Source organism: Streptomyces sp. NBC_01210, from assembly GCF_036010325.1.
Lineage (GTDB): Bacteria > Actinomycetota > Actinomycetes > Streptomycetales > Streptomycetaceae > Streptomyces.
Map to the genome: position 1 here is coordinate 2,927,343 of NZ_CP108549.1, position 22,525 is coordinate 2,949,867.

At 70.9% G+C, this 22,525-nt stretch carries 21 protein-coding genes; 11 read left to right on the forward strand and 10 right to left on the reverse strand.

All coding sequences use genetic code 11. The annotated features are described in order from the left end of the window. Position 1: 1 nt before the first annotated feature. Both OG735_RS13280 and OG735_RS13285 read right to left on the reverse strand, forming a co-directional pair. Complete coding sequence (locus tag OG735_RS13280; RefSeq protein WP_327323374.1) at positions 2 to 430, reverse strand: organic hydroperoxide resistance protein; 429 nt, start codon at positions 428 to 430, stop codon at positions 2 to 4. Positions 431 to 497: 67 nt separating this feature from the next. Next, on the reverse strand, positions 498 to 1,517 hold the full coding sequence (locus tag OG735_RS13285; protein WP_327323375.1) for an NADP-dependent oxidoreductase: 1,020 nt from the start codon (positions 1,515 to 1,517) through the stop codon (positions 498 to 500). A 91-nt stretch (positions 1,518 to 1,608) separates the two neighbouring features. On the opposite strand from OG735_RS13285, the gene OG735_RS13290 reads away from it, so the two are divergent. Further along, positions 1,609 to 2,034, forward strand: coding sequence for a MarR family winged helix-turn-helix transcriptional regulator (locus tag OG735_RS13290; RefSeq protein ID WP_327323376.1), 426 nt, complete (start codon positions 1,609 to 1,611; stop codon positions 2,032 to 2,034). 27 nt (positions 2,035 to 2,061) lie between these two features. Here the strand turns inward: OG735_RS13290 and OG735_RS13295 are convergent, their stop codons facing one another. Next, the gene (locus OG735_RS13295) at positions 2,062 to 2,784 is read right to left on the reverse strand and encodes an SCO2400 family protein (protein ID WP_327323377.1); all 723 of its coding nucleotides are present in this window, start codon (positions 2,782 to 2,784) and stop codon (positions 2,062 to 2,064) included. 133 nt (positions 2,785 to 2,917) lie between these two features. Between OG735_RS13295 and OG735_RS13300 the strand changes: the two genes are divergently transcribed. Next, positions 2,918 to 3,490 (forward strand): hypothetical protein, encoded by a 573-nt coding sequence (locus OG735_RS13300; RefSeq protein WP_327323378.1) that lies wholly within the window; start codon positions 2,918 to 2,920, stop codon positions 3,488 to 3,490. Positions 3,491 to 3,614: 124 nt separating this feature from the next. Then, positions 3,615 to 4,658, forward strand: coding sequence for a rod shape-determining protein (locus tag OG735_RS13305; RefSeq protein WP_327323379.1), 1,044 nt, complete (start codon positions 3,615 to 3,617; stop codon positions 4,656 to 4,658). 177 nt (positions 4,659 to 4,835) lie between these two features. Here the strand turns inward: OG735_RS13305 and OG735_RS13310 are convergent, their stop codons facing one another. Next, complete coding sequence (locus OG735_RS13310; RefSeq protein WP_327323380.1) at positions 4,836 to 5,261, reverse strand: Lrp/AsnC family transcriptional regulator; 426 nt, start codon at positions 5,259 to 5,261, stop codon at positions 4,836 to 4,838. A gap of 70 nt (positions 5,262 to 5,331) precedes the next feature. On the opposite strand from OG735_RS13310, the gene OG735_RS13315 reads away from it, so the two are divergent. From OG735_RS13315 to OG735_RS13325, 3 genes are all read left to right on the forward strand, one after another. Continuing rightward, on the forward strand, positions 5,332 to 5,955 hold the full coding sequence (locus tag OG735_RS13315) for a lysine transporter LysE (RefSeq protein WP_327323381.1): 624 nt from the start codon (positions 5,332 to 5,334) through the stop codon (positions 5,953 to 5,955). Positions 5,956 to 6,120: 165 nt separating this feature from the next. Next, the gene (locus OG735_RS13320) at positions 6,121 to 7,530 is read left to right on the forward strand and encodes an acyl-CoA synthetase (RefSeq protein WP_327323382.1); all 1,410 of its coding nucleotides are present in this window, start codon (positions 6,121 to 6,123) and stop codon (positions 7,528 to 7,530) included. Further along, complete coding sequence (locus OG735_RS13325; protein ID WP_327323383.1) at positions 7,523 to 9,124, forward strand: carboxyl transferase domain-containing protein; 1,602 nt, start codon at positions 7,523 to 7,525, stop codon at positions 9,122 to 9,124. Before OG735_RS13320 ends, OG735_RS13325 begins: the two co-directional genes overlap by 8 nt. Before the next feature lie 404 nt (positions 9,125 to 9,528). Here the strand turns inward: OG735_RS13325 and OG735_RS13330 are convergent, their stop codons facing one another. After that, a complete protein-coding gene (locus OG735_RS13330) occupies positions 9,529 to 10,782 on the reverse strand; it encodes an MFS transporter (protein ID WP_327323384.1) in 1,254 nt (417 codons plus the stop codon). A gap of 349 nt (positions 10,783 to 11,131) precedes the next feature. Between OG735_RS13330 and OG735_RS13335 the strand changes: the two genes are divergently transcribed. Both OG735_RS13335 and OG735_RS13340 read left to right on the forward strand, forming a co-directional pair. After that, complete coding sequence (locus OG735_RS13335) at positions 11,132 to 11,341, forward strand: hypothetical protein (RefSeq protein ID WP_327323385.1); 210 nt, start codon at positions 11,132 to 11,134, stop codon at positions 11,339 to 11,341. Between the two features lie 133 nt (positions 11,342 to 11,474). Further along, positions 11,475 to 12,263, forward strand: a complete 789-nt coding sequence (locus OG735_RS13340) for a VOC family protein (protein WP_327323386.1) — start codon at positions 11,475 to 11,477, stop codon at positions 12,261 to 12,263. Between the two features lie 59 nt (positions 12,264 to 12,322). Here the strand turns inward: OG735_RS13340 and OG735_RS13345 are convergent, their stop codons facing one another. The 4 genes from OG735_RS13345 to OG735_RS13360 all read right to left on the reverse strand — a co-directional run bounded on the left by OG735_RS13345 (position 12,323) and on the right by OG735_RS13360 (position 18,169). Then, positions 12,323 to 14,311: an RICIN domain-containing protein gene (locus OG735_RS13345; protein WP_327323387.1), complete on the reverse strand. Its 1,989-nt coding sequence runs from the start codon at positions 14,309 to 14,311 to the stop codon at positions 12,323 to 12,325. Between the two features lie 515 nt (positions 14,312 to 14,826). Beyond that, complete coding sequence (locus tag OG735_RS13350; protein WP_327323388.1) at positions 14,827 to 16,755, reverse strand: ABC transporter permease; 1,929 nt, start codon at positions 16,753 to 16,755, stop codon at positions 14,827 to 14,829. A gap of 127 nt (positions 16,756 to 16,882) precedes the next feature. Beyond that, positions 16,883 to 17,689 (reverse strand): molybdate ABC transporter substrate-binding protein, encoded by an 807-nt coding sequence (gene modA / locus OG735_RS13355; RefSeq protein WP_327323389.1) that lies wholly within the window; start codon positions 17,687 to 17,689, stop codon positions 16,883 to 16,885. An 84-nt stretch (positions 17,690 to 17,773) separates the two neighbouring features. After that, on the reverse strand, positions 17,774 to 18,169 hold the full coding sequence (locus OG735_RS13360) for a TOBE domain-containing protein (protein WP_327323390.1): 396 nt from the start codon (positions 18,167 to 18,169) through the stop codon (positions 17,774 to 17,776). A 135-nt stretch (positions 18,170 to 18,304) separates the two neighbouring features. Here OG735_RS13360 and OG735_RS13365 point away from each other — a divergent pair, with 135 nt between their 5' ends. The 3 genes from OG735_RS13365 (at position 18,305) to OG735_RS13370 (ending at position 20,790) form a co-directional block, all read left to right on the forward strand. After that, entirely contained in the window at positions 18,305 to 18,724 is a 420-nt protein-coding gene (locus OG735_RS13365) for a TOBE domain-containing protein (protein ID WP_327323391.1), read from the forward strand. Positions 18,725 to 19,574: 850 nt separating this feature from the next. After that, complete coding sequence (locus tag OG735_RS41920) at positions 19,575 to 20,369, forward strand: SCO2400 family protein (RefSeq protein WP_442812420.1); 795 nt, start codon at positions 19,575 to 19,577, stop codon at positions 20,367 to 20,369. Further along, positions 20,347 to 20,790 carry a TetR/AcrR family transcriptional regulator gene (locus tag OG735_RS13370; RefSeq protein WP_327323392.1) on the forward strand — a complete coding sequence of 148 codons (444 nt, stop codon included), beginning with the start codon at positions 20,347 to 20,349 and terminating at the stop codon, positions 20,788 to 20,790. The genes OG735_RS41920 and OG735_RS13370 overlap by 23 nt, the downstream gene beginning before the upstream one ends. 82 nt (positions 20,791 to 20,872) lie before the next feature. Here OG735_RS13370 and OG735_RS13375 read toward each other — a convergent pair whose 3' ends face one another. After that, positions 20,873 to 21,514 (reverse strand): peptidoglycan-binding domain-containing protein, encoded by a 642-nt coding sequence (locus tag OG735_RS13375; RefSeq protein WP_327323393.1) that lies wholly within the window; start codon positions 21,512 to 21,514, stop codon positions 20,873 to 20,875. Positions 21,515 to 22,525 lie beyond the last annotated feature (1,011 nt).

The following is a 22,525-nucleotide window of genomic DNA, read 5'->3' on the forward strand; positions in this document are numbered from 1 at the left end:
GTCAGGCGACGGCGAGCTCGACCTTGATGTTGCCGCGGGTGGCGTTGGAGTACGGGCACACCTGGTGCGCCTTCTCCACCAGGGCCCGGGCGGTGGCCTCGTCGACGTTCGGGATGGAGGCGGTGATCGCGACCTCCAGGCCGAAGCCGCCGGCCTCGTTCTTGCCGATGCCGACCGAGGCGGTCACGGTGGAGCCCGAGATGTCGGCCTTCTCCTGGCGGGCGACGACACCGAGCGCGCCCTGGAAGCAGGCGCTGTAGCCGGCCGCGAACAGCTGCTCCGGGTTGGTGCCGGCGCCGCTGCCGCCCAGCTCCTTGGGCGGGTTGACGACCACGTCGAGGTTGCCGTCGTGGGAGGCGACACGGCCGTCACGGCCGTTCTCCGCGGTGGCAACGGCGGTGTAGAGGACGTCTATGTTCTGGATGGACATGCGGAAGGTTCCTCCTGAGGTGTCGCCGCGACTCGCGCCCACGGATCGCGGCGGTCTGGCGATGAGCCTAACGGGTGAGCGAAACGATCATCTTGCCGGTGTTCTCACCACGGAGGAGGCCGAGGAAGGCGTTGAAGCCGTTCTCGATGCCCTCGACAGCCGTCTCGTTGTACTTGAGCTCACCGGAGGCGATCCAGCCGGCGACCTCCTGGACGAACTGCGGCTGGAGGGCGGCGTGGTCGCCCACGAGGACGCCCTGCAGGCGCAGTCGCTTGCCGATGATCATCGGCATGTTGCGCGGGCCGGGGGTCGCCTCGGTGTTGTTGTACTGCGCGATCATGCCGCAGATGGTCGCCCGGCCGTGCACGTTGAGCGAGGAGATCGCGGCCTCGAGGTGGTCGCCGCCGACGTTGTCGAAGTAGACGTCGATGCCGTCCGGGGCGGCCTCCTTCAGCTGCTCGCCGACGGGGCCGTTCTTGTAGTTGAAGGCGGCGTCGAAGCCGTACTCCTCGACGAGGAGCTTGACCTTCTCGTCCGAGCCCGCCGAGCCTATGACGCGGGAAGCGCCCTTGAGCTTGGCCATCTGGCCGACCTGGCTGCCGACGGCGCCGGCCGCGCCGGAGACGAAGACCGCGTCACCCTCCTTGAAGGAGGCGACCTCGAAGAGTCCGGCGTAGGCGGTGAGGCCCGTCATACCGAGGACGCCGAGGTAGGCGGAGAGCGGGGCGAGCGAGGCGTCGACCTTGGTGGCGTGCTTGGCGTTCACCGTGGCGTACTCGCGCCAGCCGAGGCCGTGCAGGACATGGTCGCCGACCGCGAAGCCCTCGGCGTTCGAGGCGATGACCTCGCCGACGGCGCCGCCGTCCATCGGGTGGTCGAGCTTGAACGGCGGGACGTAGGACTTCACGTCGTTCATCCGGCCGCGCATGTACGGGTCGACCGAGAAGTGCAGATTGCGTACGAGGATCTGCCCCTCGCCCGGCGCGGTCACCGGGGTCTCACGCAGAGCGAAGTCCTCCGCCTTGGGCCAGCCGTGCGGGCGGGCGACAAGGTGCCATTCACGGCCGGATGCGGGAAGTGCGGACATGCTGCGTTCCTCCTAGAAAAAGCTTCATCTTCTGAAAGAACCATGCTCCTGGATATTTCATGTTGTCAAGTAACTGGGTATCCTGGTGCCCATGGCCACTCCACGAACTGATCCCCTGACCGTCGAGGTCGTCGAGCTCATCGGCAGCGTCGTGGCCCGTTACTACACGGAGTACGAGCAGGCCGCGGCCACGCACTCACTCACCGGGGCCCAGGCCCGGGTGCTGGGACTGCTGGCCGTGGAGCCGACGCCGATGCGTCGTATCGCACAGAAGCTGAAGTGCGAGCCGTCGAACGTCACCGGCATCATCGACCGGCTCGAGGCCCGTGGACTGGTGGAGCGACGCCCCGATCCGAACGACCGCAGGGTCAAGCTCGCCGCCCCGACCGAGGACGGCAGGGACACCGCGCGCAGACTGCGGGAATCGCTGCACTTCGCGCGCGAGCCGCTGGCGGAGCTCTCCGACGAGGAGCGGACGGTCCTGCGGGACCTGCTCAAGCGGATGCTGGGCGAGTAAACCCCCGCCGCGCCCTGGACAGGGCTCCTACAGGCACCACCAGAGGAAGCGGTCGCAGGTCTGCGTCGGGGTCGGGTCCGGCGGCGGGTCGGACTGAGGAGGCTGTGTGGATTCGCCGGCCGAGGGCGAGGCGCTCGGCTGCCCGGAGGACGAGGGCTGCGCACTGCTGGAGGGCTGATCGGCGGAGGCCGAGGGCGACGCCTGGCCGCCCGCCCGGCTGCTCGCGGCCGGCTTTCCGCCACCGCCGCTGCCATCGCCGCTGCCGGTACCCGTGCCGGGCCCTGTTCCCGTGGGACGTACCGCAGTGGACTCGGACACGGCCGGTTCCGTCACCGGATCCGGACCCTCGGGGGTCACATCGGCGTCCGTGGGCTCCGGCGCGGGCTCCGTCTCGGCGCTCGTGTCTTCCTTCACGGCGGTGGCGGCACCGTCGTCGCCCGGGTCCTCGATGGCCAGCTCCGCCAGACTCAGCGCACCTGCCGCCAGCACCAGGCCGACCGTACCGAGCAGCACCTTGCGGCCACGCCGCTTGCGCGCTCGGCGTGCGCCTGCGGCTTTGCGGCGCGGTGGAGCCTGCCGGCGCGCACGCCGATGACCCACGGGCTCGGACACCTCGTCCAGTTCGTAGACGTGGTTCTCCGCCGCGGGCACGCTGGGGTGGTGACGCCTGAGCTCCTCGACGGGCGTACCGCATCCGGCGCAGGCCAGGGCCCCGTTGAGGTGCCGTCGACACTGGTTGCAGTAATCCATGGCGCCCGCAGATTATGCGGCGCGGCGGCACCAGAGGTGGATGGCCATGTGAGAATCCTGTGTGGAATCCCCACTTCCGCGGCGCGGCAACTCGGCCGGTGACGACTGTGGCCCGCGTTGCCGACGGGGCAGGATGTCGGGCATGACCACTGCCGCACCATTCGGGCCGCGCGACTTCCAGCTCGTACTGTTCCGCCGAATGGCCGACCACCAACCGGGGCTCGTCGAGGACGCCCGCCGCGAACTGGGCGCCTCGCTCGCCGAGATGCGTGAGGCCAACCGCCGCTGGCAGGCGATGGTCCGCTCCCCGACAAAGCGCGGCGCGCTCGCGCGCTACCGCTCGGTGCTCGGTGCGCCGGAACGGATCGTACGGCGGCGGATCGGCGACCTGGAGTGCGACGCGCTGCTGTGGCCCGTACCGCTCTGGCCCGATCTGCGCTTCGAGGTGCTGGCCACGGACGACGGAGCGGTGTGGAACGAGTGGCTGGTACGCGCGCCGGGGGCGGCGGCGCCCGAGTTGCGTACGGCGGAGGATCTGAGGCCCTGGTCGTGCACGGTGGAGGAGGTGGCCAGAGCCTTCCCCCCGGCGAGGCCGATGGAGGGGTCGGCACCGACCAGATCTCGGCTGGCGTTCACCCTGCCCGGCGGCGAGGCATGCGTCGCGGAGTTCACCTGGGGCTTGTTGCAGCGGCTGACGGTGGGCTGAGGCCGATCGGCTGAACGGATCTGGCGGGGCGTCAGTTCCGTACCCCCGACCGGCTCACCCAGCGCGCGCACCGCTCGCGGCGATCGCACGATGCGAACAAGTACCGCACTCGGGAGGATCCGCTGTGACCGTCAGCCTTGAACAGTTGCGCCGTTGCCATGTCGCCGTCGACCTGGGGGCAGCGAGGACTCGGGTGTTCGTGAAGGGGGCCGGGCTCGTCGTCGACGAGCCGAGCGTCGCCGCCGTGAACACCCGCACCGGAGCGCTGATCGCCGTCGGCGCACTCGCCGAAAAGATGACGGGCCGTACGCCCGACTACATCCGCGTCGCCCGCCCTGTCTCCGGCGGCACCGTCGTCGACATCGACATGGCCCAGCGGATGCTCCGTCATCTCCTCGGGGAGAAGCTCAGCCGCCAGCTGCGCCGCAAGCCGCGGCTGCGCGCCGCCGCCTGCACCCCGCACGACAGCGACCCGCTCGCGCAGCGCGCCGCCGTCGAGACCCTGGTGGGCCTCGGCGCCCGCCACGTCGAGCTGGTCGACACCCTGATCGCCGCGGCCGTCGGCTGCGGGCTGCCCGTGGAGGAGCCCACCGCGACCATGATCATGGTGTGCGGGGCGGCGACCACGCAGGTCGCGGTGCTCTCGCTGGGCGCGATCGTGACCGCCGAGCGGATCCCGGTGGGCGGTAACGCCATCGACCACGCGGTGATCCAGCACCTGCGCCACCAGCACGAACTGATGCTGCCCAGCCAGTCGGTCCGGCCCCTCCAACTGGCCCTGCACGGAAACGGCCTGAACACCCACGGGCCCTCGTCGACGGAGATCCACGGCCGGGACGTGGCCACCGGCCTCGCCCGCTCGGTGAAGGTCGACACCGCCGCCGTACGGGACGCCATCCACACTCCGCTCACCTCTGTGCTCGACGGCATCGGCAAGGTGCTGCGCGACTGCCCGCCGGACCTGGTCGCCGATCTCGCCGACCGCGGAATCATGATGGTCGGCGGCAGCGCGCTGCTGCCGGGCCTGGACCAGATGCTGCGCGATGCGACCGGGATGCCGGTGGGCATCGCCGAACGGCCCGACATCTGCGCCGTCCTCGGCCTCGGCGCGATGATGGAGGGCAAGATCCGGCCGACGGTCCTCGATCCGCTGGGCGAAGTCGGCTGACGGTGGGCGTGAGGGGTGGCCCGAGCGGTGATGTGAGCGGTGACCCGATCGGTGACGTGAGCGCCGGCGTGCTCGGTGGCTCGAGCCGTGACTCGAGCGGTACGGAACCGGCGCCCGGCTGTACGGCGTGCTCGGGGTCACCGACCCCGAGCGCGGCCGGATCAGCGGGCTGCCGCGCTAGCGGGCGGACCTCAGCGCGATCCGGGTACTGGACTGGGCGACGCCCGCCTCACGCTTGAGCCGGCGCAGCAGGCCGTCCAAGGCGGGCGGATCGGCGGCTCGGGCTCGCAGGAGATAGTCGTGCTCGCCCGTCACATGGACGACTTCGGTGATGCCCGGAAGCTTGAGCACGGCCTTCTCGAAGTCCTCGTTGGTGGTGTCGAGGCGGAGCGTGACATCGATGAAGACGACCAGGCCCGCGCGGGTGTCGGCGGCCGGGTCGACCAGCGTCGTGAAGCCCCGGATCACGCCCTCGCGGCGCATGCGACGTACCCGGTCGGCAGCGGCGTTGGCGCTCAGCCCGACCCGTACCCCCAGATCACGGTAGGAGATCCGCGCATCCTCCTGCAGGATGCCGAGGATTTCGCTGTCCAGTCGGTCCATACCGCGATTGTCGCAGTACGGACCGGAATTCGGCCGCGCGGACCACAGGCAGGGCGTGAGGGTGTGCGGCATGAGCGAGATGTGGACGACGGCGATGGCGGGCGCGGCAGCCGGCCTGGGGGTGGCGATGCCCGTGGGGGCGATGGGCGTGCTGCTCATCCAGGAGGGCATGCGCGACCGCCGGGGTGCGGTGGCCGCGGCCGCCGCCGTGGCGGTCGTCGACTTCACTTACGCAGCCGTGGCGACCGCGCTCGGCCCGCTGGTCGCCTCCGCGCTCTCCGGCGTGGAGGCCTGGGTCAGGCTGGTGTCGGCCACGGTGCTGGCGGTGATCGCGGTGCGGGGACTGCTCGCCGCACGGGCAACCGGGCCCGCCGCGCCGGGAGAGAGCATGGGCGGCGCCGGGCCGGTGCGTACGTTCACCCGGTTCGCCGCGCTCACTCTGATCAACCCCACCACCGCGTTGTACTTCGCCGCCCTGACCACCGCTCAGGGAGCGGATCTCAGCAGCGGCGGGGCCGGGCTGGTCTTCGTGGGCGGGGTGTTCGTCGCCTCGATGGTGTGGCAGCAGCTGCTGGTGGCGGCGAGCGGCCTCGCGGGCGCGCGGATCTCGGACACGGCCCGCGCATGGACCTTCCGGATCGGATACGGCCTCGTCGCGGTGTACGCGGTCAAGGTGGCGCTGCCCCTGCCGTAAAGGTCGTTCCCCGCGCTGACGAGCCCGGTACGCAGCGCCAACACCGCTACCCCCTCATCTTGTTACGTACGAGTAGCGGGGAGAATGATGCGGTCCGGGAGCGCGGACGACCTGTCCCGTGAAACGACCCCATGGCGACAGATGGCGACAGATGGAGGACGACGAGTGAGTGACCTCTTCCCGGCGCTGGCGGCCGGTACGGACCGGCACGCCCTCCGTTTCGGCGAACGTGCGCTGACGTACGGCGAGCTGGCCGGTGCGGCGGGTTCGCTGGCCGGCCGGATCACTGCCGCGCGGCGGGTCGCCGTCTGGGCCACGCCCACGCTGGAGACAGCGGTGGGTGTGGTGGCTGCGCTGCTGGCCGGTGTGCCTGCCGTGCCGCTGAACCCGAAAACGGGTGAGCGCGAGCTGGCGCATATCGTCGCGGACAGTGCGCCGTCGGTGGTGCTGGCCGGGCCGGACGAGGAACTGCCGTCGGCGCTCGGCGCGTTGGAGCGGATCGACATCGCGGTCGCGGGTGCCGCCGGCCCGCTGCCACCGGAGCCGGACCCCGAGACGCCCGCCCTGATCGTCTACACCTCGGGGACGACGGGGCCTCCCAAGGGCGCCGTACTGCCGCGCCGCGCGATCGCCACGACTCTGGATGCGCTGGAGGACGCCTGGCAGTGGACCGCCGACGACGTCCTCGTGCACGGCCTTCCGCTCTTTCACGTCCACGGTCTGATCCTGGGCATCCTCGGCCCACTGCGGCGCGGCGGGGAGGTACGGCACTTGGGGAGGTTCACGGCGGAGGGCGTGGCACGCGAGCTCGCGAACGGCGGGACGATGCTCTTCGGTGTACCGACGATGTACCACCGACTGGCCGAAGCGCTCGATACGGACCCCCGGTTGGCGAAGGCGCTGGCGGGTGCGCGGCTGTTGGTGTCGGGTTCTGCGGCGCTGCCTCTGCACGACCACGAGCGGATCGCGGCGGCGACGGGACGGCGGGTGATCGAGCGGTACGGGATGACCGAGACGCTGATGAACACCTCCGTACGCGCCGACGGCGAAGCGCGTCCGGGGACGGTCGGCGTCCCGCTGCACGGCGTCGAGCTGCGGCTGGTCGACGAGAGCGACGGCATCGGCGAGATCCAGGTGCGCGGACCGAACCTCTTCACGGAGTATCTGAACCGGCCCGACGCGACCGAGGCGGCCTTCGACGGCGACTGGTTCCGTACCGGCGACATGGCGAGCCGCGACCCGGACGGCTATGTACGGATCGTCGGCCGCAAGGCCACCGACCTGATCAAGAGCGGCGGCTACAAGATCGGCGCGGGCGAGATCGAGAATGCGCTGCTTGAACATCCGGCGGTACGCGAGGCGGCGGTGACCGGGGAGCCGGACGCGGACCTGGGTGAGCGGATCGTCGCCTGGATCGTGCCGGCGGACCCCTTGGCGCCGCCCGCGCCGGAGGAACTGTCCGCACATGTGGCCGCGCAGCTCGCGCCGCACAAACGCCCGCGCGAGGTCCGCTTCCTCGATGCGCTGCCCCGCAACGACATGGGCAAGATCATGAAGCGGGCGCTCCATGGGTGAGCGGGTGACGGCCCGCGAGGCGATCGCGCTGGTCTGCGACGACTTCGTGGAGGCCGAGCCGGTCGGCCGGCCTTGCGTGCCGGACGGCCCGATCGCCTGGGAGGGGTACGACGCGGCCCGCGCGAGGGCCGCGGAGCGTACGGGCTCGAAGGAGTCCGTCGTGTACGGCGAGGCCACGCTCGGCGGCCGTCGGTGTGTGGTGGTCTCCTTCGAATTCGGCTTCCTGGGCGGCTCGTTGAGTATTCGCGCCGGGGACCGCTTGGAGGCCGCGTACGGCGCGGCGCGCGAACGGAGGCGACCGCTGATCTCGCTGATCGCGACTGGCGGCAGCCGTATGCAGGAGGGCATGGTCGCCCTCTCCCAACTCCAGCGCGTGGCCCATGCGTCGGTGCTGCTGCGCGACGCGGGTGTCCCGCACATCGCGGTCCTCCGCGACCCGACGACGGGCGGCGGCTGGGCCACACTCGGCGCGGGCGCGGACGTGATCCTGGCCCTGCCGACCGCACAGGTGGGCTTCGCAGGCTCCCGCGTACGCCCGCCGGAGGCGGATCCGGCGGCATACACGGCGGAGGGCCAACTGGCCTCGGGTCAGATCGACGCGATCGTGCGCGGTGAGGATCTGCGGGAGGTGCTTGCGTACTGGGCGGGAGCGCTGGGCGCGGGGCTCGCGGGAGCGGAGGCCGAGGGCCACGCTGCGGACGGGCCCGGGGTCCCGGGCGCCCCGCCGGCAGCGGGCACCCCGGGAACGGGCAGCGGCGCCGGGGCGGGGCTCACCGCCGAGGGCGAACACGCCGGCCAAGCCGCGAGCGCCCCCGAGAGCGGGCCCGTCGGCACGCCCGGTGCCGCTGGGCCGCAGGCCGCCCCGGCGGTCGCCGACCCGCCCCGTGTCGAGCCCGCTCCACCTCCGTACGCCCTCGGCGGGGCCCCCCTCCCCCTCACCGGATGGGACGCCGTCCAGCAGGCCCGCGCGCCCGGACGGCCCCGTGCCGAGGCGTATCTCGATCAGTACTTCACACACCGCCACCCCCTCCACGGCGATCGCTGCGGCGGCACCGACCCCGGGCTGCTCTGCGGTGTAGGGCTGCGCGACGGGCGGCCCATCGCGTACGTCGCCCAGTGCGGCACCCCGACCCGGCCCGCCGGGTACCGCACCGCCGCCCGTGTCGTACGGCTCGCCGACCGGGCAGGGATTCCCGTGCTCACACTCATCGACACCCCGGGCGCGGCCAATGACGCCGAGGCCGAGCGGGCCGGCGCGGGCGCGGCGATTGCCGAGCTGTTCTCGGCCATCGCCGCCGCCCGTACTCCGCTGACCAGCCTTCTCATCGGTGAGGGCGGCTCGGGCGGGGCGCTCGCGCTCGCCGCTCCCGGCAACACCTGGGCCACACCGGACAGTTACTTCTCCGTCATCGCCCCGGAGCTCGCCGCCGCGATCCTCAAGCGCGGGCCCGAGCAAGTGCCCCGGACCGCGGACCAGTTGCGGCTGCGGCCCCAGGACCTGGTGGAGCTGGGCGTCGTACGCGGGATCGTCGCCCCGGACCCCGTCAACCCGAACGCAGCACCGACGGACGGTCCAGCCTCCCCAGCAGGCTGACAAAGCTCATCGACTTCGACCGGTCCCGCGAGGGCTCCAGCGGTCTGTTCCACGCCCGGCTTGAGCGTCCGGCCGGTGTCCCGCCGACCAACGGCGTCTTCCAGCCGAAGATCTTCGAAGCCCCGTCGGAGGGCGTACGGGAGACCTGGCTGGGTCTGCGCCGCGTGCCCACGCTCACGGCCGGGCCGACGCCGCTGGACGAGTTCGTCCTCACCGACGTCGAGGTGAAGGCCGAGGAGATGTGGCGCGGCACCGGCGCACCGGCGTTCACCGGGTACTGCGCCGTCGACCCGGCTGCACGAGATCCCGGTCGTCGAGCCGGTCGAGTCCGTGCTCGGCATCAATACGACGCTCACTCCGGCGGGCACGGAGACGGTCCCGGTCAAAGCAGGCCTGACCGCAGGTCAGGGCGTCGGGTCGCGGGCGTCGTACCGGGCGAAGCCGCGCCAGCGCAGCGCGAGCAGGGAGATCGCCAGCACACAGGCGATCCCGCCGCCGGTCACGGTCACGGCCGGCGAGGTCAGATCGGCGACGCTGCCGGCCAGGAAGTCGCCGAGCCGCGGGCCACCCGCGACGACGACGATGAAGACACCCTGCAGCCGGCCGCGCATCTCGTCCGGGGCGGCCGTCTGCATCATCGTGTTGCGGAAGACCATCGAGACGGTGTCCGCGAACCCGGCGAGGGCGAGGAAGAACAGTCCGAGCCAGAGGTTGCGGATGAGCCCGAAGACGGCGATCGCCGTACCCCAGGCACCGACGGCGAGCAGAATCGCCAGCCCGTGCCGCCGGATCCGCCCCTGCCATCCGGAGAACACCCCGCCGAGCAGCGCCCCGAGAGCGGGCGCGGCGGCCAGCAGTCCGGTGGTGCGGGCGTCGCCGCCGTACCAGACCACGGCGACGGCCGGGAAGAGCGCCCGCGGATGGGCCAGGATCATGGCGCAGAAGTCCGAGAAGAACGTCATCCGGAGGTTGGGCCGGGTGGCGAGGAAACGCAGCCCGTCCAGGACGGACGCCTTCTTGGCGCCTGCGAGACGGTCCGGGCGCATCGAGGGCAGTCGCCACATCGCGTACAGGGACGCGGAGAAGGCGACGGCATCGATGAGATACGCGGTCTGATAGCCGGCGAATCCGACGATGAGCCCGCCGAGCATCGGCCCGAGGAGTGTCCCGGAGGTCATGGTCATCGAGGAGAGCGCGTTGGCGGCGGGCAGCTGCTCGGGCGGCAGCAGCCGGGGGATCATCGCGCTGCGGGCCGGGGAGTTGACGGCCGCGCACACGGCCTGGAGCGCGACGACGGCGTACAGGAACCAGACACGGTGGAACTCTGCGAGGGCGGCGGTGGCGAGCCCGGCCGACAGCACGGCGGACCCGCTCGCGGAGACGAGCCCGAGCTTGCGCCGGTCCACGGTGTCGGCGATCGCACCGCCGTAGAGTCCGAACGCCAGGAGCGGCACCAGGGAGCAGAGCCCGACGAGGCCGACGGCGAAGGTGGACCGGGTGATGTCGTAGACCTGGAGGGATATCGCGAGCGCGGTCATCCCCTGACCGACCCAGGAGATCGTGTTGCCGAACCAGAGCCGCCGGTAGTGGACGGAGCTGCGGAGGGGAGTGAGGTCGGCGAGTATCCGACGGCGCGGAGGTCGGGCGGTCTCCGTCATATGGCGTGGCTGTGGCGGGCCCGGCGCGCGTGGAGGGCAGTGCGTCCGGTGAGGCTGGTCGTCGGCATGACGGGCAGTATATGGACGCGCCCGGAGCGGGCCCCTTACCTGTCGGCCCCTCACCTGTCCGGTTGTCCGTCCGGGGAGCGGTGCGGGGGGACGGTGGTCCTGGCGCCGGCCGCCGCTGTACCGGCGGTGATGCGCAGGGCCGGGCGTACGCTGGTGACACCGAGGACATTTCGCACACCGGCCGTCGTGCCGGCGCTGTTTTCGGCGGTTCACCCACATCGGCGCTTCAACAACGCCCGGCCGGTTCGCGCCGGTCCGGAGCAGGGTGGGAAGTGAGGTCATGGACAACCTCGTCACCGTGCTGGCGATCCTCGCGATGATCATCGCGGCCGCGCTCGCGATCCATCTGGTCAACGGCTATCAGGACGAACGCATCGCGGCACTCCCCTTCGGCGGTCGTACCAGGCCGGCCGGCCGGCGCCATGCGCGCCACGAGCGTCGGCACACCGCACGCGAGTGGCTCCGGCTTCACCGTCACGCGGGGAAGTGACGGCCGCGGCCCATACCCCGGAAGTGCGCCCCTGGCCGGGGAGCCGGCTCGACGCGCGCCGACACTCCTCGGCGAATAGCGTGGCGAATAGCGTGAAAGAACGGGAAATTTCCTCGAGCTGGAGGCTTGGACCATGGCCGCGCTACCGGAAGGCACGCCCTGTTGGGCCGACGCGATGTTCCCCGACCTGGAAGCCGCGAAGAGCTTCTACAGCGAGCTGATGGGCTGGACCTACGACGAGGGATCGGAAGAGTTCGGCAACTACACGCAGGCGCGCTCGGACGGCAGGCTGGTGGCCGCCGTCGTACCGCAGATGCCCGGCATGGAAAGCCCGGCGGCCTGGAACCTCTACTTCGCCTCTCCGGACGCGGCCGCGACAGCCGCGAAGATCCGTGAGAACGGCGGAACGCTGCTGATGGAGCCCATGCAGGTCGGCGAGTTCGGCACCATGGCGACCGCGCAGGACCCCAGCGGCGTGTCCTTCAGCGTCTGGCAGCCGGGTGCCCACGAGGGCTTCGAGAAGACGGGCGAACCCGGCTCGTTCGCGTGGGCCGAGATCACCACACGGGACGCCGCCAAGGCGGACGCCTTCTTCACCGCGACCTTCCCCTTCGAGGTGCAGAAGATGAAGCACGAGGTCGTCGATTTCCACCTCTGGAACATCGGCGGCCGGCCGGTGGCGGGCCGGATGAAGATGACCGACGACTTCCCGCCCGATGTCCCGCCGCACGTCAATGTGTACTTCGCCGTGGCGGACTGTGACGCCGCGATCGCCACGGTCAACAAGCTCGGCGGGCAGGTGCACTTCGGCCCGATGGACAGCCCCTTCGGCCGCTTCGCGACGGTCGCGGACCAGCAGGGCGCGGTCTTCTCGGTGATCGACCTGCAGACCACGAAGGGCGAGATGCCTGAGATGACTTGACCGCGGGAAGGCACAGGCGGCCCGCGGACAAAGGGTCGTCATCCGGCGGCGCGACCGGACTACGCCCGACCGGCCACTGCCCGACCGGCTTCCGCCCCACCGGCCTCCGCCCGACCGGCTTCCGCCCGACCGTGGCGCGGCCGCGCGTGGTCCAGCCGCGCCGTGTCGGCCCTGTCCGGGAGGCGCAGGCCGGCCGGAGCCGGCTCCAGCACCTTGGCGGGGCGCAGCCCAAGAGCCGTTCGCACGGGCCGGTCGTGCCGCTTCTCCTCGGCCGAACCATTGCTGACACGCCGGAGGCTGGACTGGGGCTGCGCGGCGTACGGATCCGACGGCACCGAATCCGGCTCCGTCCCGCGCGCGGGCGGCGGGGGCGGCGGGCAGCTCGGGGAGGCGCAGTCGTCGCCGGTCTGCGGTGAGGTGTTGACGTCCTTGGTGAACGGTGAACCCACATCGGCGCTCGGCCGGACCTTGGGGGTGCCGGCGGCAACGTTGTCAGTTACCCATCGCTGCGCCGCTGATCCGTCACGGACCTTGACCACCACGGTCGTTGCCGGATCCGGCGAGATCGGGACGAGTGCCAGTCCGTCGTTCCACCGGGGGATCACATTGCCCTGGATGGTCAGGTCGTAGCGTACGTCCGCGGCGTTCGCCGCCGACGCCGCCGTGCAGGCGCTCAGCACGGCCACACCATCCATCTCGTGGGAGTTCAGGCACAGGTCCGGGGCGGCGGAGCTGCGCAGCAGCCCGTCGTCCTCGTACACCCACGTCTGCGTCACGGTGGTCGAGCACACCGCCATCACCGCCTCGGCACCCGGCGCGGCCCTGCGGTCACGGATGTCAAGACAGAGACCGGCGTCGGCATTGCGCAGTCTGGTGTTCAGCGGGCCCGCCGGGAGTCCGGCGGATGTGGTCGACGGCTGCGGTGAGTGGCCGGACGGCATCTGGGATCCGGCTGCGGGAGGCGCGTCGGTGGTGACCGAGCCGCTCGGGACGGACGGTCCCGCGTAGTCGCTGTCGTTCGACCAGAGCGCCGAGACGGCGGTCACGACGAGCGCGCCGGCCACCAGCAGCCCGAGCCCGGTGAGGACGACCTTCGGCCGGGCCAGTAGCAGGTGCCGGCCGGGGAAGGTCATACGGGGCAGTGCGCGCGGGCGCCCGGCCTTCGAGTGCCGGCCCGTACTGCGGACCGTGCCTTCTCTGCTCTGCGCCCGGGCGCTGTTGCGGGCAGGTCGCGATTCCAGGTAGCCGCGTGCGGCCTGGCCGAGGAGGCCCTCGGCCAGCAGCACGGCCAGCCGGCCGTCCAGGTGGTTGAGCTGTTCGGCGGCGTAACGGCAGTACTGACACTCCGCCAGATGCTTCTGGATGTCCGGGATCAGAGTGCCGCCGCGGCGCAGTGACACATCGAGGAGACGGCTGTAGTGGCGGCAGTCCTTGTCCGGCGCGAGTTCGACATGAGCCCGCAGACAGCCCGCGCGGAAGAGCTCACGCGCCTGTTCGAGTTGGACCGCCGCACCGCGCGAGTCAATGGCCAACAAACCTGCCGGTACGGATATGCCCTCCGCCTCGACCTCCCCATGCCAGAGCAGGCATTGGAGGGGACCCGGCATTGCGTGGAAAGCGCGGGAGACCAACTCCCGATTCTCCGGCAGAGTGAACATGTCGACTCTGAGGGTGCGACCGCCGTCCGGATACTGGAGTTCGGGCAGGGCGAGGACGTACTGGTCGTTCGCCCACCCCTTGGCTATTTGACGCGCAGTCAACAATAGAAGCGGACGAAGAGCCGCTGTCGACCTTGCCTTCCGGAGATTCTCCAGCACCTTGCTGAACGCCGCCGTGGCCAGCATCGAGGCGGCTTTCGCCGACGGGGTGCAGATCGAGGCGTAGTCGAACACCGATTGCCAGTGCCTCGCCAGCAGCACTGCTACGGGCCGCGCCTCGTCCTCCCCGCCGCTGGTCCGCAGCGCGGCCGCGAGCCCTTCGTCGGAGTCCCCGGAGCTGAGGCCGGTATGGGAGGGAGGGACGGGACCCGGGGTACGGGGATTCTGCATAGAAGTCTTTCCATCCAGGGCATTGCATGGGGGGTGCAGGCCTCTCAGTCCCGGTCAACCGCCTGTTCTTTCAGGGCAGTTGAAAGGGCACAACTGATTGGTACATACCTTACGGAGGGGCCACGCCGATGTTTTCGCAGTGACTTACCGCCGGGTAATTAGAACGCTTGAGCAGAATCGTCATGTTAGGACGTGAGGAAGCACACCCTTACACAACCCACCTGCATGGAACAAGAGTTCCGGACAGCATCCATTCCCGGTGCACCAGAACAAGAAAGGACCACGCTTCACGGCCGCGCACAGCGCGTGGCCGGGGTGCGCAAGTGCATCCGCTTCCGCGCCCGCCCTTGATCAGAATTGAGCGCTTTTGGCTGTCGAGTGTGGAGTACAGACCGCGACGAGGTACTCCCACTGACGCGGCAACACGGCTCGTTCCAGCTCGTCGGAAACAGCCACAGCTGGGGCTGCGGCCGGGGCTCGTGCTGCTACGGCGACTGCGGCTGCGGCTGCGACCATCACAGCGTCACGGTGAGGACCTCCGTCGCCTTGACACTGGTCCATACGGAAGTCCCGTCGGCGAGGCCCAGTTCGGCGGCGGCCGGCGGAGTGATCTCGGCGACGAGGTCCGGTGCCTGATCCGAGGTGACCAGGATGCGCAGCCGGCTGCCGGTGGCGGTGATTTCCCTGACGGTGCCCGGCCAGACGTTGCGCGGGCTGCCGCCGGGCCTGTCGCGGTGGACGGACACCGCTTCCGGAGCGATGATCGCGAGGGCCTCGGTGCCCGCGGGCACCGGATCCGCGACGACGAGCAGCCCGCCGCCGGAGAGCGCGAGACCGTCCGCCGTCGCGATCCCGGGCCAGGCGTTGCGGCCGAGCATCCGGGCCACCCACGGGGAGCGGGGATGCCGGGTGACCTCGGTGGGCGGCGCGTCCTGCAGGGCGCGGCCCTCGTCGAGCACAAGAACCCGGTCGGCCAGCGACAGGGCTTCCACGGGGTCGTGGGTGACGATCAGGCAGACGCCGCCGAAGCCGTCGAGGTGGGTGCGCAAGGTGTGGCGCACCTGGGCGCGGGTGGTCTGATCGAGTGCGGCGAGAGGTTCGTCCAGGAGCAGCAGGCGGGGCCGGGCGGCCAAGGCCCGTGCCAGGGCGACGCGTTGGGCCTGGCCGCCGGAGACCTGGGCCGGCTTGCGGTGTGCGAGGTGTCCGACGCCGAGCCGGTCGAGCCACTGCTGGGCGGCGCGGCGGGCCTCGGCGCGCGGGACGCCATGGGCGCGCAGCCCGTACGCGGTGTTGGCGAGGGCTGTGAGGTGCGGGAAGAGCGCGCCGTCCTGCGGGACCCAGGCCACCCCGCGTCGGTGCGGGGGCAGTTCACCGACGTCGGTGTCGCCGAGGCGCAGCGCTGCGTGTGCGCGGGGCGTGAGGCCGAGGAGCGCGCGCAGCAGGGTGGTCTTGCCCGCGCCGTTGGGGCCGACGACGGCGATGGTGGTGCCCGGTTCGGCGTCCAGGGTGAGCCGGTTGAAGCCGGTGACCTCGGCGTGCAGCGACCAATGCTCCTGCGAGGCAGGTGACTTGAGGTCTTCGGGGGTCACCGCCGGTGGCGGTTCCGCGTCGTCCGCCGGAGGTGCGGGCTTGCGTGAACGGTCGCTCGGTGTTCCGGTCCAGCGGCCGCGCAGGGCGATGAGCACCATCATGGCGATGGCGAGCAGCAGCAGGGAGACGGAGATCGCCGCTTCCGGCTGGTCCTGGAGGAGCAAGTACACCTGGAGCGGCAGGGTCTGCGTCGTACCGGGCAGATTGCCGGCGAAGGTGATGGTCGCGCCGAACTCGCCGAGCGCCCGCGCCCAGGTGAGGGCGGCTCCGGCGATGAGTCCGGGGGCCACCATGGGCAGGGTGACGGTGAAGAACACCCGTACCGGCGAGGCTCCGAGGGAGGCCGCGGTCTCCTCGTAGCGCGGCCGCAGCCCTGCCAGTGCGCCTTCGAGGCTGATGACGAGGAACGGCATCGCCACGAACGTCGCGGCGACGACGGCGCCCCAGGTGTGGAAGGGCAGGGTGATGCCGAAGGTGTTTTCCAGCCAGGGGCCGAGCAGGCCACGGCGGCCGAACCCGAGGAGGAGCGCGACGCCTCCGACGGTGGGCGGCAGCACCATGGGCAGCAGCACGAGGGAGCGTACGAGCGCCTTGCCGGGGAATTCGACGCGGGCCAGCAGCCAGGCCAGCGGCACCCCGAGCAGCAGCGAAAAGCCGAGCGCCCAGAAGGAGACGAGCAGCGACAGCCGCAGGGCCTCGGTGACGCCGGGACTGGTCAGATGACTGCCGAGATCGCCCCATGGCGTACGGGCGAGGATGCCGATCAGCGGCATCAACAGGAACGCGATCGCGAGGAGCGCGGGCACGGCGAGCGCGACAGGGGGGCGGTTGCCGCGAGTGCGGAGGCGTCTCATCGGGTGTTCCTGGGGTATCGGGGGTTCCTCGGGTACCGGGGCGTTCCTGGAGTATCCGGTGTTCCTGGGATCGAGTGACGGTCACGGGCTGCCCGGTCCCCCGTACCGGGCAGCCCACGCACGGCGGTTACGGCTGCTGGAAGCCCGCGTCCTGGAGGATCTTCTGCGCCTCGGGCGTGGAAAGCCACGCCACGAACGCGGCGGCGGCCTCACTGTTCCTGGACGTCTTCAGGGTCGCGGCCGGGTACTGGGCGATGGCGTTCTGCGCGTCGGGGATCTCGACGGCGTCGACCTTGTCGGTGGCCGTGGCGGCGTCCGTCTTGTAGACGAGGCCGGCATCGGCCTCACCGAGCTCGACCTTGCCGAGTACGGCGCGGACGTTGGGCTCCTGCGAGACCGGCTTCACGACGATCTTCTGCGCGTCCAGGATCTTCTTGCTGTAGCGGCCGACCGGGACCTCGGGCGCGGCGAGTACGACCTTCAGCTTGGTGTCGGCGAGGTCCTTCAGCTCGTCGACCTTCTTCGGGTTGCCCTCGACCGTGGCGATGACCAGACGGTTCCTGGCGATGACCGTCGGCGTGCCCGTGTCGGACTTCAGACCGTCCATGGTCTTGGTGTCCGCGGTGACCAGCGCGTCGGCGGGGGCGCCCTGCTTGACCTGTGCGGCCAGTTCCTGGGACCCGGCGAAGGAGAACTTCACCTTGGTGCCCGGGTGCGACTTCTCGTACGCGGCGCCGGCCGTCTTGAAGACGTTGGTCAGCGAAGAGGCGGCCAGCACGGTCAGGTCGGCCTGGGGAGCGGAGCTCGCGCTCTTCTTCGAACCGCCCGCGCTGTCCTTCTTGCTGTCGTCGCTGCCGCAGGCGGCGAGCGGCACGAGCAGGGCCGCGGTGAGTACGGCGGCGGCGGTACGGCGCCCGTTGAAGGCGTACGACATGGCGGGTCTCCTTGGTGAAGCGGTGGGAACAGGCCGCGTCGGGGACGGGCGACGCCGCTGCAAGGGTGGGATACGGAGGGGGATTCAGGCGCGGTCGATGTGCACGCTGGTCGACTTCACGCGGGCGGTGGCCCGCATGCCGACTTCCAGCCCCAGCTCCTCGACGGCTTCCCGGGTCAGCAGGGAGACCAGTCGGTGCGGGCCGGCCTGGATCTCGACCTGTGCGGCGACATCGCCGAGCTTGACCGCGGTGACGATGCCGGGGAATGCGTTACGGGCCGAGGTGTACGAGGCGTCCTCCTCACCGGTGCCGCTCTGGGCGACCTCGATGGAGAAGGCGGCCAGATCGCGGCCGTCGATGAGCCGACGGCCACTTTCGTCGCGGTGGGTCGCGACCCGCCCGGCATCCGCCCAGCGGCGCGCGGTGTCGGGGCTGACGCCCAGCAGACGCGCCGCCTGGCCGATTGTGTAGGACTGCATATGCGACACGGTAGGCAGCATCAGCCAGCATTTACAAGCCATCGCGCTCCACTCCGTAGCAAATGCCAGAGCAGCTGGAGGAAACCCCAAGCGCGGCGCCCGGCCGCTGCCCGGTCCCGTGGCTACGGTGGATTCATGAGCCTGAGCATCCGCAATCAGATCCCCGGCACGGTCGTCTCCGTCACGCCCGGCGAGGTGATGGCGACGGTCAAGGTCCGGCTCGACGGCGGCCAGGAGATCACAGCCGCGATCACGCTGGAGGCCGTCAAGGAGCTGGGCCTCGCCGCGGGCTCCTCCGTACGCACCCTGATCAAGGCCACGGAGGTCGCTCTGGCCATCGGCGCGATCGAGGGCCTGAGCATCCGCAACCGGATCCCCGGCACCATCACCGAGGTCACCACCGGCGGCGCCATGGCAGGCGTCAAGGTGACCGTCGCCGGCGGCGAGCTGACGGCCGCGATCACCAAGGACGCGGTCACCGAACTGAGTCTCGCCGCCGGGTCCTCCGTCATCGCCCTGATCAAGTCGACCGAGATCTCCCTCGCGAGCGTCTGAGGTCAGCTCTGCATCGCCGGCTCCGCGGGGACGGCGCAGGCTCCCACCCAGACGCTGGTGATCGCGCTGATGCAGAGCGCCCGCACCGGCCGAACGGCACGGGCGAACGGCACGGGCGAACGGCGCCACCGGCAGACCGGCCGCCTCGTCGAGGCGCTGCCGCCCATCGCGGTGACTCGAGCGATGTGCCGGGTCGCGGCATTCGTCGAGCTGCGGGTCTCAGCGCCTGACGCTCTGTCGGCGGCCACCGGCACGCCCCCGGCGGATCGAGGCGACGATCACGGTGGACAGCGTCGCCCAAGACACAGCCCGGGTCAGGGAATTGGCCGTCCGGGCCTCCGCCGGGGCGCAGAGCGCCGCTTCGCCCCCGCCGGCTGAAACGCCGTTCCTTCGAGACCCGCCGGATCGCCGGAGCGCCACCCGGTTCGAGGTGCCCTCAGGGGCGGTGGGCTCACTACAGCCGACGAGCAGGAGGCCGAGTACATCACAGGGGCGAAGAGAATCACCGCACCTGAGAGGACGTTCAGCGCCAGGAGGTGAACGCCGTTGACTCGGGTGAGCCGTGGCTGTCGGCTCGGACGCCGAAGCGGGTGGCGCCGGTGTGACCAGCCACTACCTCCAAGGGAGTTGCGTATCCCACGTTTCAGCCGCTGATTGAACACTGACTCTCTCCGGCCCGTTGACCTCGGTAACCGGTGCCCCGCCCAGACCGGCGAGTAAGTGAGGTTCGCACATGCCAAGGATCCTTCCTAAAGACACCGAGCGGCGCCTTCCGGCCGCCGGCTGCCGCCCAGCCTGGTCGGCCGACCACGGTTCCTTCCAGCGACTCACGGACTGAGCGGTCGAACCCATGGACTATTGCTCCCCCTGCCGCCGCGCCCTCAACGGCGCCGTGACGTGCCCGGAGTGCGGGGCATACGACTCCGACATGGCACCGCCGAGCGATCTGAGCGGCGGTGCTCGGGCAGCCGACCTGGCGGTGCTGGATGCCCTCGTCATCGAGGGACCGGGCACCTTCGAGTCCCCCGACGTTTCCTGGTCCCCCACTCCCTCAGCCGATGTGCCCGCAGCCCGGCGCCGCCGCTGTCCGCCGCGACTGAAGAAGTACGGCGGTCGGACTCTTGCCGCGGCCACCCTGGCCATGCTCGGCGGCCTGGCCGCGGCATCGCTGCTGCCCCAGCAGTCCGCCGGCAACCCACAAGCAGCGCCGAGCCCGGAACAGGCATCCCCCGACGAGCCCCATGTCCCCGTCACCGAATCACCCAGGGCCTCACGTTCACCGGAACGTCCGGCCACGCACCCGGCCAGAGGAAGCGTCCGGGAGCGCAACGGTGGTGCGACTCGGCGCCCTCGGGCGACGGCCACTCAACCACCGGCTTCCCACACTCCCGCAGCCCCCACCAGTCCACCCGTGAAAGCCAGGCCGACGCCCCGCCCCTCCAGTGACCGCCCCGGCCACTCGGCCTCGCCGACGGCGCCCCCTTCCGCAAGTCCTACCGGCAGTGCCAGCACCTCGCCCACGAGCAGTCCCGCGCCGAGCACCACGGGTGTGCCATTGACCGATGCACATGGGGAACGGACGGAGCCGTTGCTGCCTGACCGACGCCGAAGCGGGGCGGTCGGTGGCACGATCACCGGAAGCTGACCGATGCGATCGCCGAGCCGCTCCCCCTGCCTGTGGTCACCACGGCAACCGGCGCGGGCGCAGCGAAAGGGCCCGGCAGGCGGTCCCGGCGGCGGCCGACGACCTGCTCGCCGAGAAGGGCTTCGCGGGCGTCACGATGGAGGGCATCGCGGCGGGAGCCGGTGTCGCCAAACAGACCATCTACCGCTGGTGGAACACCAAGACCGACGTCCTGGTGAACGCCTTCCTGCAGGACCTGGCCGAGGAGCTGACCCCGCCCGATCACGGCGACATCGCCCTCGGCCTACGCGCCTATCTGCGCCAACTGGGCCATTTCCTCAGCCAGTCCGACGCCGGAGCCGTCTTCAAGGCCCTCATCGCACAGACACAGCACGATCCGGTATTCGCCGAGAACTTCCGGCCCAGGTACCTCGACGAGTAGCGCCGCCGCGACCGCCTGCCACTGGAACGCGCCGCGCGACGGGGCCAACTGCCCACCGCCGCCGCCTGAGCGACGTCCTTCACTACTTGGTGCGCAGCATGAGGGCGAGGCGCGTGTTGTCGCCGTAGACGCCCGTCTCGTCACCGCGGACGCCGTACCACTGCTGGAATCTGGCCACGGCCGCTCGGACCTCCTTGTCATAGCGACCATCGATCGCGCCGCCGTCGTACATGTTCGGGACCTGGAGCAGACGGACCTGCAGCTCGTACACCCCGTGGCCGCTGTCGCCCTGGCGCAGCACGCCCGTGCCCGGGATCTCGGGGAGCGTGGGAGCGGGTTTGTCGGGCAGCGGCGGCCGGTCCAGTTGCTCGGAGGGCGCGGACGGGACCGGCGGTGCGGGGTTGTCGCGGATCAGCGGCGAAGAGGCGAGGATCAGTCCGCTCAGGGCGCCCAGTCCGAAGACTCCGGCGACACGAGTGTCCCGCCGGTCGGTGAAGCGCCGCCATCCTCGGCCTCTGTTCCTCGCGTGCGCGCGGACGGGTGGCGGTGGCGGTGGCACCTCCGAGGACGGGGCGAGGAGTTGGTCCGAGGGCGTGGCCGGGCGCCGGGGGGTAGCCGACCGGTCGGTGTACGAGCGCGGGCCGGTCCAGCCGCGCGCGCCCTCTTGCGGGGGAGGGAAGGTCACCGGCGGTGCGGCGTACGTCGAGCCTGCGCCACGCGCCATCGGCGGCTTTCCCACCGGCGGTGGCGTTCCTAATGACGGGGGCGGAACAGGCTCCAGATTCGTGGCGCGCAACCACAGCGGCTCCACCACGACATCCTTCGGAGCGTGGACCGGCCGTTCGCCACCGGTCCGCGGCGGCTCCACCACATACGGCTCGACGGCGTGCGGAAGATCCGGATCCAGGCACTCGTGCCCAGGACCCACCGGCTGTGTCCGTCGGGGTGGGGGCGGAGCCGGGGGCAAGGACGGGGGCGGATGAGTGAAGTCTGCGTCCCTGGTCGGTTCGCTGGGTTGTTGCCAGGTCGGCGGCGGGGACTCGGGCCGGCCCTCCTGCTCGCCGACCGCGTAGAGGTCGGCGCGGGCGGCGTCCAAGGCGTCCAGCACGGCCTGGAAGGAGTCCCGTATCTCTTGCGCGAGATCAGGACCTGGGCTGTGAGCTCGCTGAGGTTCGGTGTCGTTGAATCCCACCGGCAGTCCTCCTCAACCGACGTCCCTGGAATGTCTTGTCACGGACAGGCCGGCGATGTCTTTCATGGGCGGATACGCATCAAAACGTCGGACGGTGGTCGCAGGGGTGGGTCTGTGATGGAGAGCCGGGCGACACGGGTCGGGCTTCGCTGTTTCGTTGTGAGGCGATACGCAGTCCGTGCGGCCATGTCTCAACCTGCCTTCCGGGATGTGGCCCACATCTCGTCGATTCCTCGAGGTGTTGACGCCTGCCGCGGCCCGCCGAGCGCCGACTCGGACGTGGACACACGGTCGTGGGTCCGCCGGAGCGAGGGATGTCCGCGTGGACCGGTAAAAGCGTGTTCTGCATGGCCAGTTGATCCTTGGGCTTGCCATGAGGAGTGGGCGGTGGGGAGCCGGACGCCTGGACACACGGCCCGACGGGCGCAAGAGCTTCGCCCGGCCGACTGTCGCGAGCTCCTGACCGTCGCGCACAGCAGCTCGGCGGCCCGATCGTGTTGGCCGGGACAACCTCAACACGCCCTGGCTTCCGGCATGCGGGAG

Bases quoted from the DNA above. Each gene is read 5' to 3' on its own strand.
- OG735_RS13375 (WP_327323393.1), bottom strand. From the start codon at position 21,514: ATGGCGCGTGGCGCAGGCTCGACGTACGCCGCACCGCCGGTGACCTTC.
- OG735_RS13285 (WP_327323375.1), bottom strand. From the start codon at position 1,517: ATGTCCGCACTTCCCGCATCCGGCCGTGAATGGCACCTTGTCGCCCGC.
- OG735_RS41920 (WP_442812420.1), top strand. From the start codon at position 19,575: ATGGACTATTGCTCCCCCTGCCGCCGCGCCCTCAACGGCGCCGTGACG.
- OG735_RS13335 (WP_327323385.1), top strand. From the start codon at position 11,132: ATGGACAACCTCGTCACCGTGCTGGCGATCCTCGCGATGATCATCGCG.
- OG735_RS13280 (WP_327323374.1), bottom strand. From the start codon at position 430: ATGTCCATCCAGAACATAGACGTCCTCTACACCGCCGTTGCCACCGCG.
- OG735_RS13340 (WP_327323386.1), top strand. From the start codon at position 11,475: ATGGCCGCGCTACCGGAAGGCACGCCCTGTTGGGCCGACGCGATGTTC.
- modA (WP_327323389.1), bottom strand. From the start codon at position 17,689: ATGTCGTACGCCTTCAACGGGCGCCGTACCGCCGCCGCCGTACTCACC.
- OG735_RS13365 (WP_327323391.1), top strand. From the start codon at position 18,305: ATGAGCCTGAGCATCCGCAATCAGATCCCCGGCACGGTCGTCTCCGTC.
- OG735_RS13325 (WP_327323383.1), top strand. From the start codon at position 7,523: ATGGGTGAGCGGGTGACGGCCCGCGAGGCGATCGCGCTGGTCTGCGAC.
- OG735_RS13295 (WP_327323377.1), bottom strand. From the start codon at position 2,784: ATGGATTACTGCAACCAGTGTCGACGGCACCTCAACGGGGCCCTGGCC.
- OG735_RS13345 (WP_327323387.1), bottom strand. From the start codon at position 14,311: ATGCAGAATCCCCGTACCCCGGGTCCCGTCCCTCCCTCCCATACCGGC.
- OG735_RS13310 (WP_327323380.1), bottom strand. From the start codon at position 5,261: ATGGACCGACTGGACAGCGAAATCCTCGGCATCCTGCAGGAGGATGCG.
- OG735_RS13300 (WP_327323378.1), top strand. From the start codon at position 2,918: ATGTCGGGCATGACCACTGCCGCACCATTCGGGCCGCGCGACTTCCAG.
- OG735_RS13315 (WP_327323381.1), top strand. From the start codon at position 5,332: ATGAGCGAGATGTGGACGACGGCGATGGCGGGCGCGGCAGCCGGCCTG.
- OG735_RS13360 (WP_327323390.1), bottom strand. From the start codon at position 18,169: ATGCAGTCCTACACAATCGGCCAGGCGGCGCGTCTGCTGGGCGTCAGC.
- OG735_RS13290 (WP_327323376.1), top strand. From the start codon at position 1,609: ATGGCCACTCCACGAACTGATCCCCTGACCGTCGAGGTCGTCGAGCTC.
- OG735_RS13330 (WP_327323384.1), bottom strand. From the start codon at position 10,782: ATGACGGAGACCGCCCGACCTCCGCGCCGTCGGATACTCGCCGACCTC.
- OG735_RS13350 (WP_327323388.1), bottom strand. From the start codon at position 16,755: ATGAGACGCCTCCGCACTCGCGGCAACCGCCCCCCTGTCGCGCTCGCC.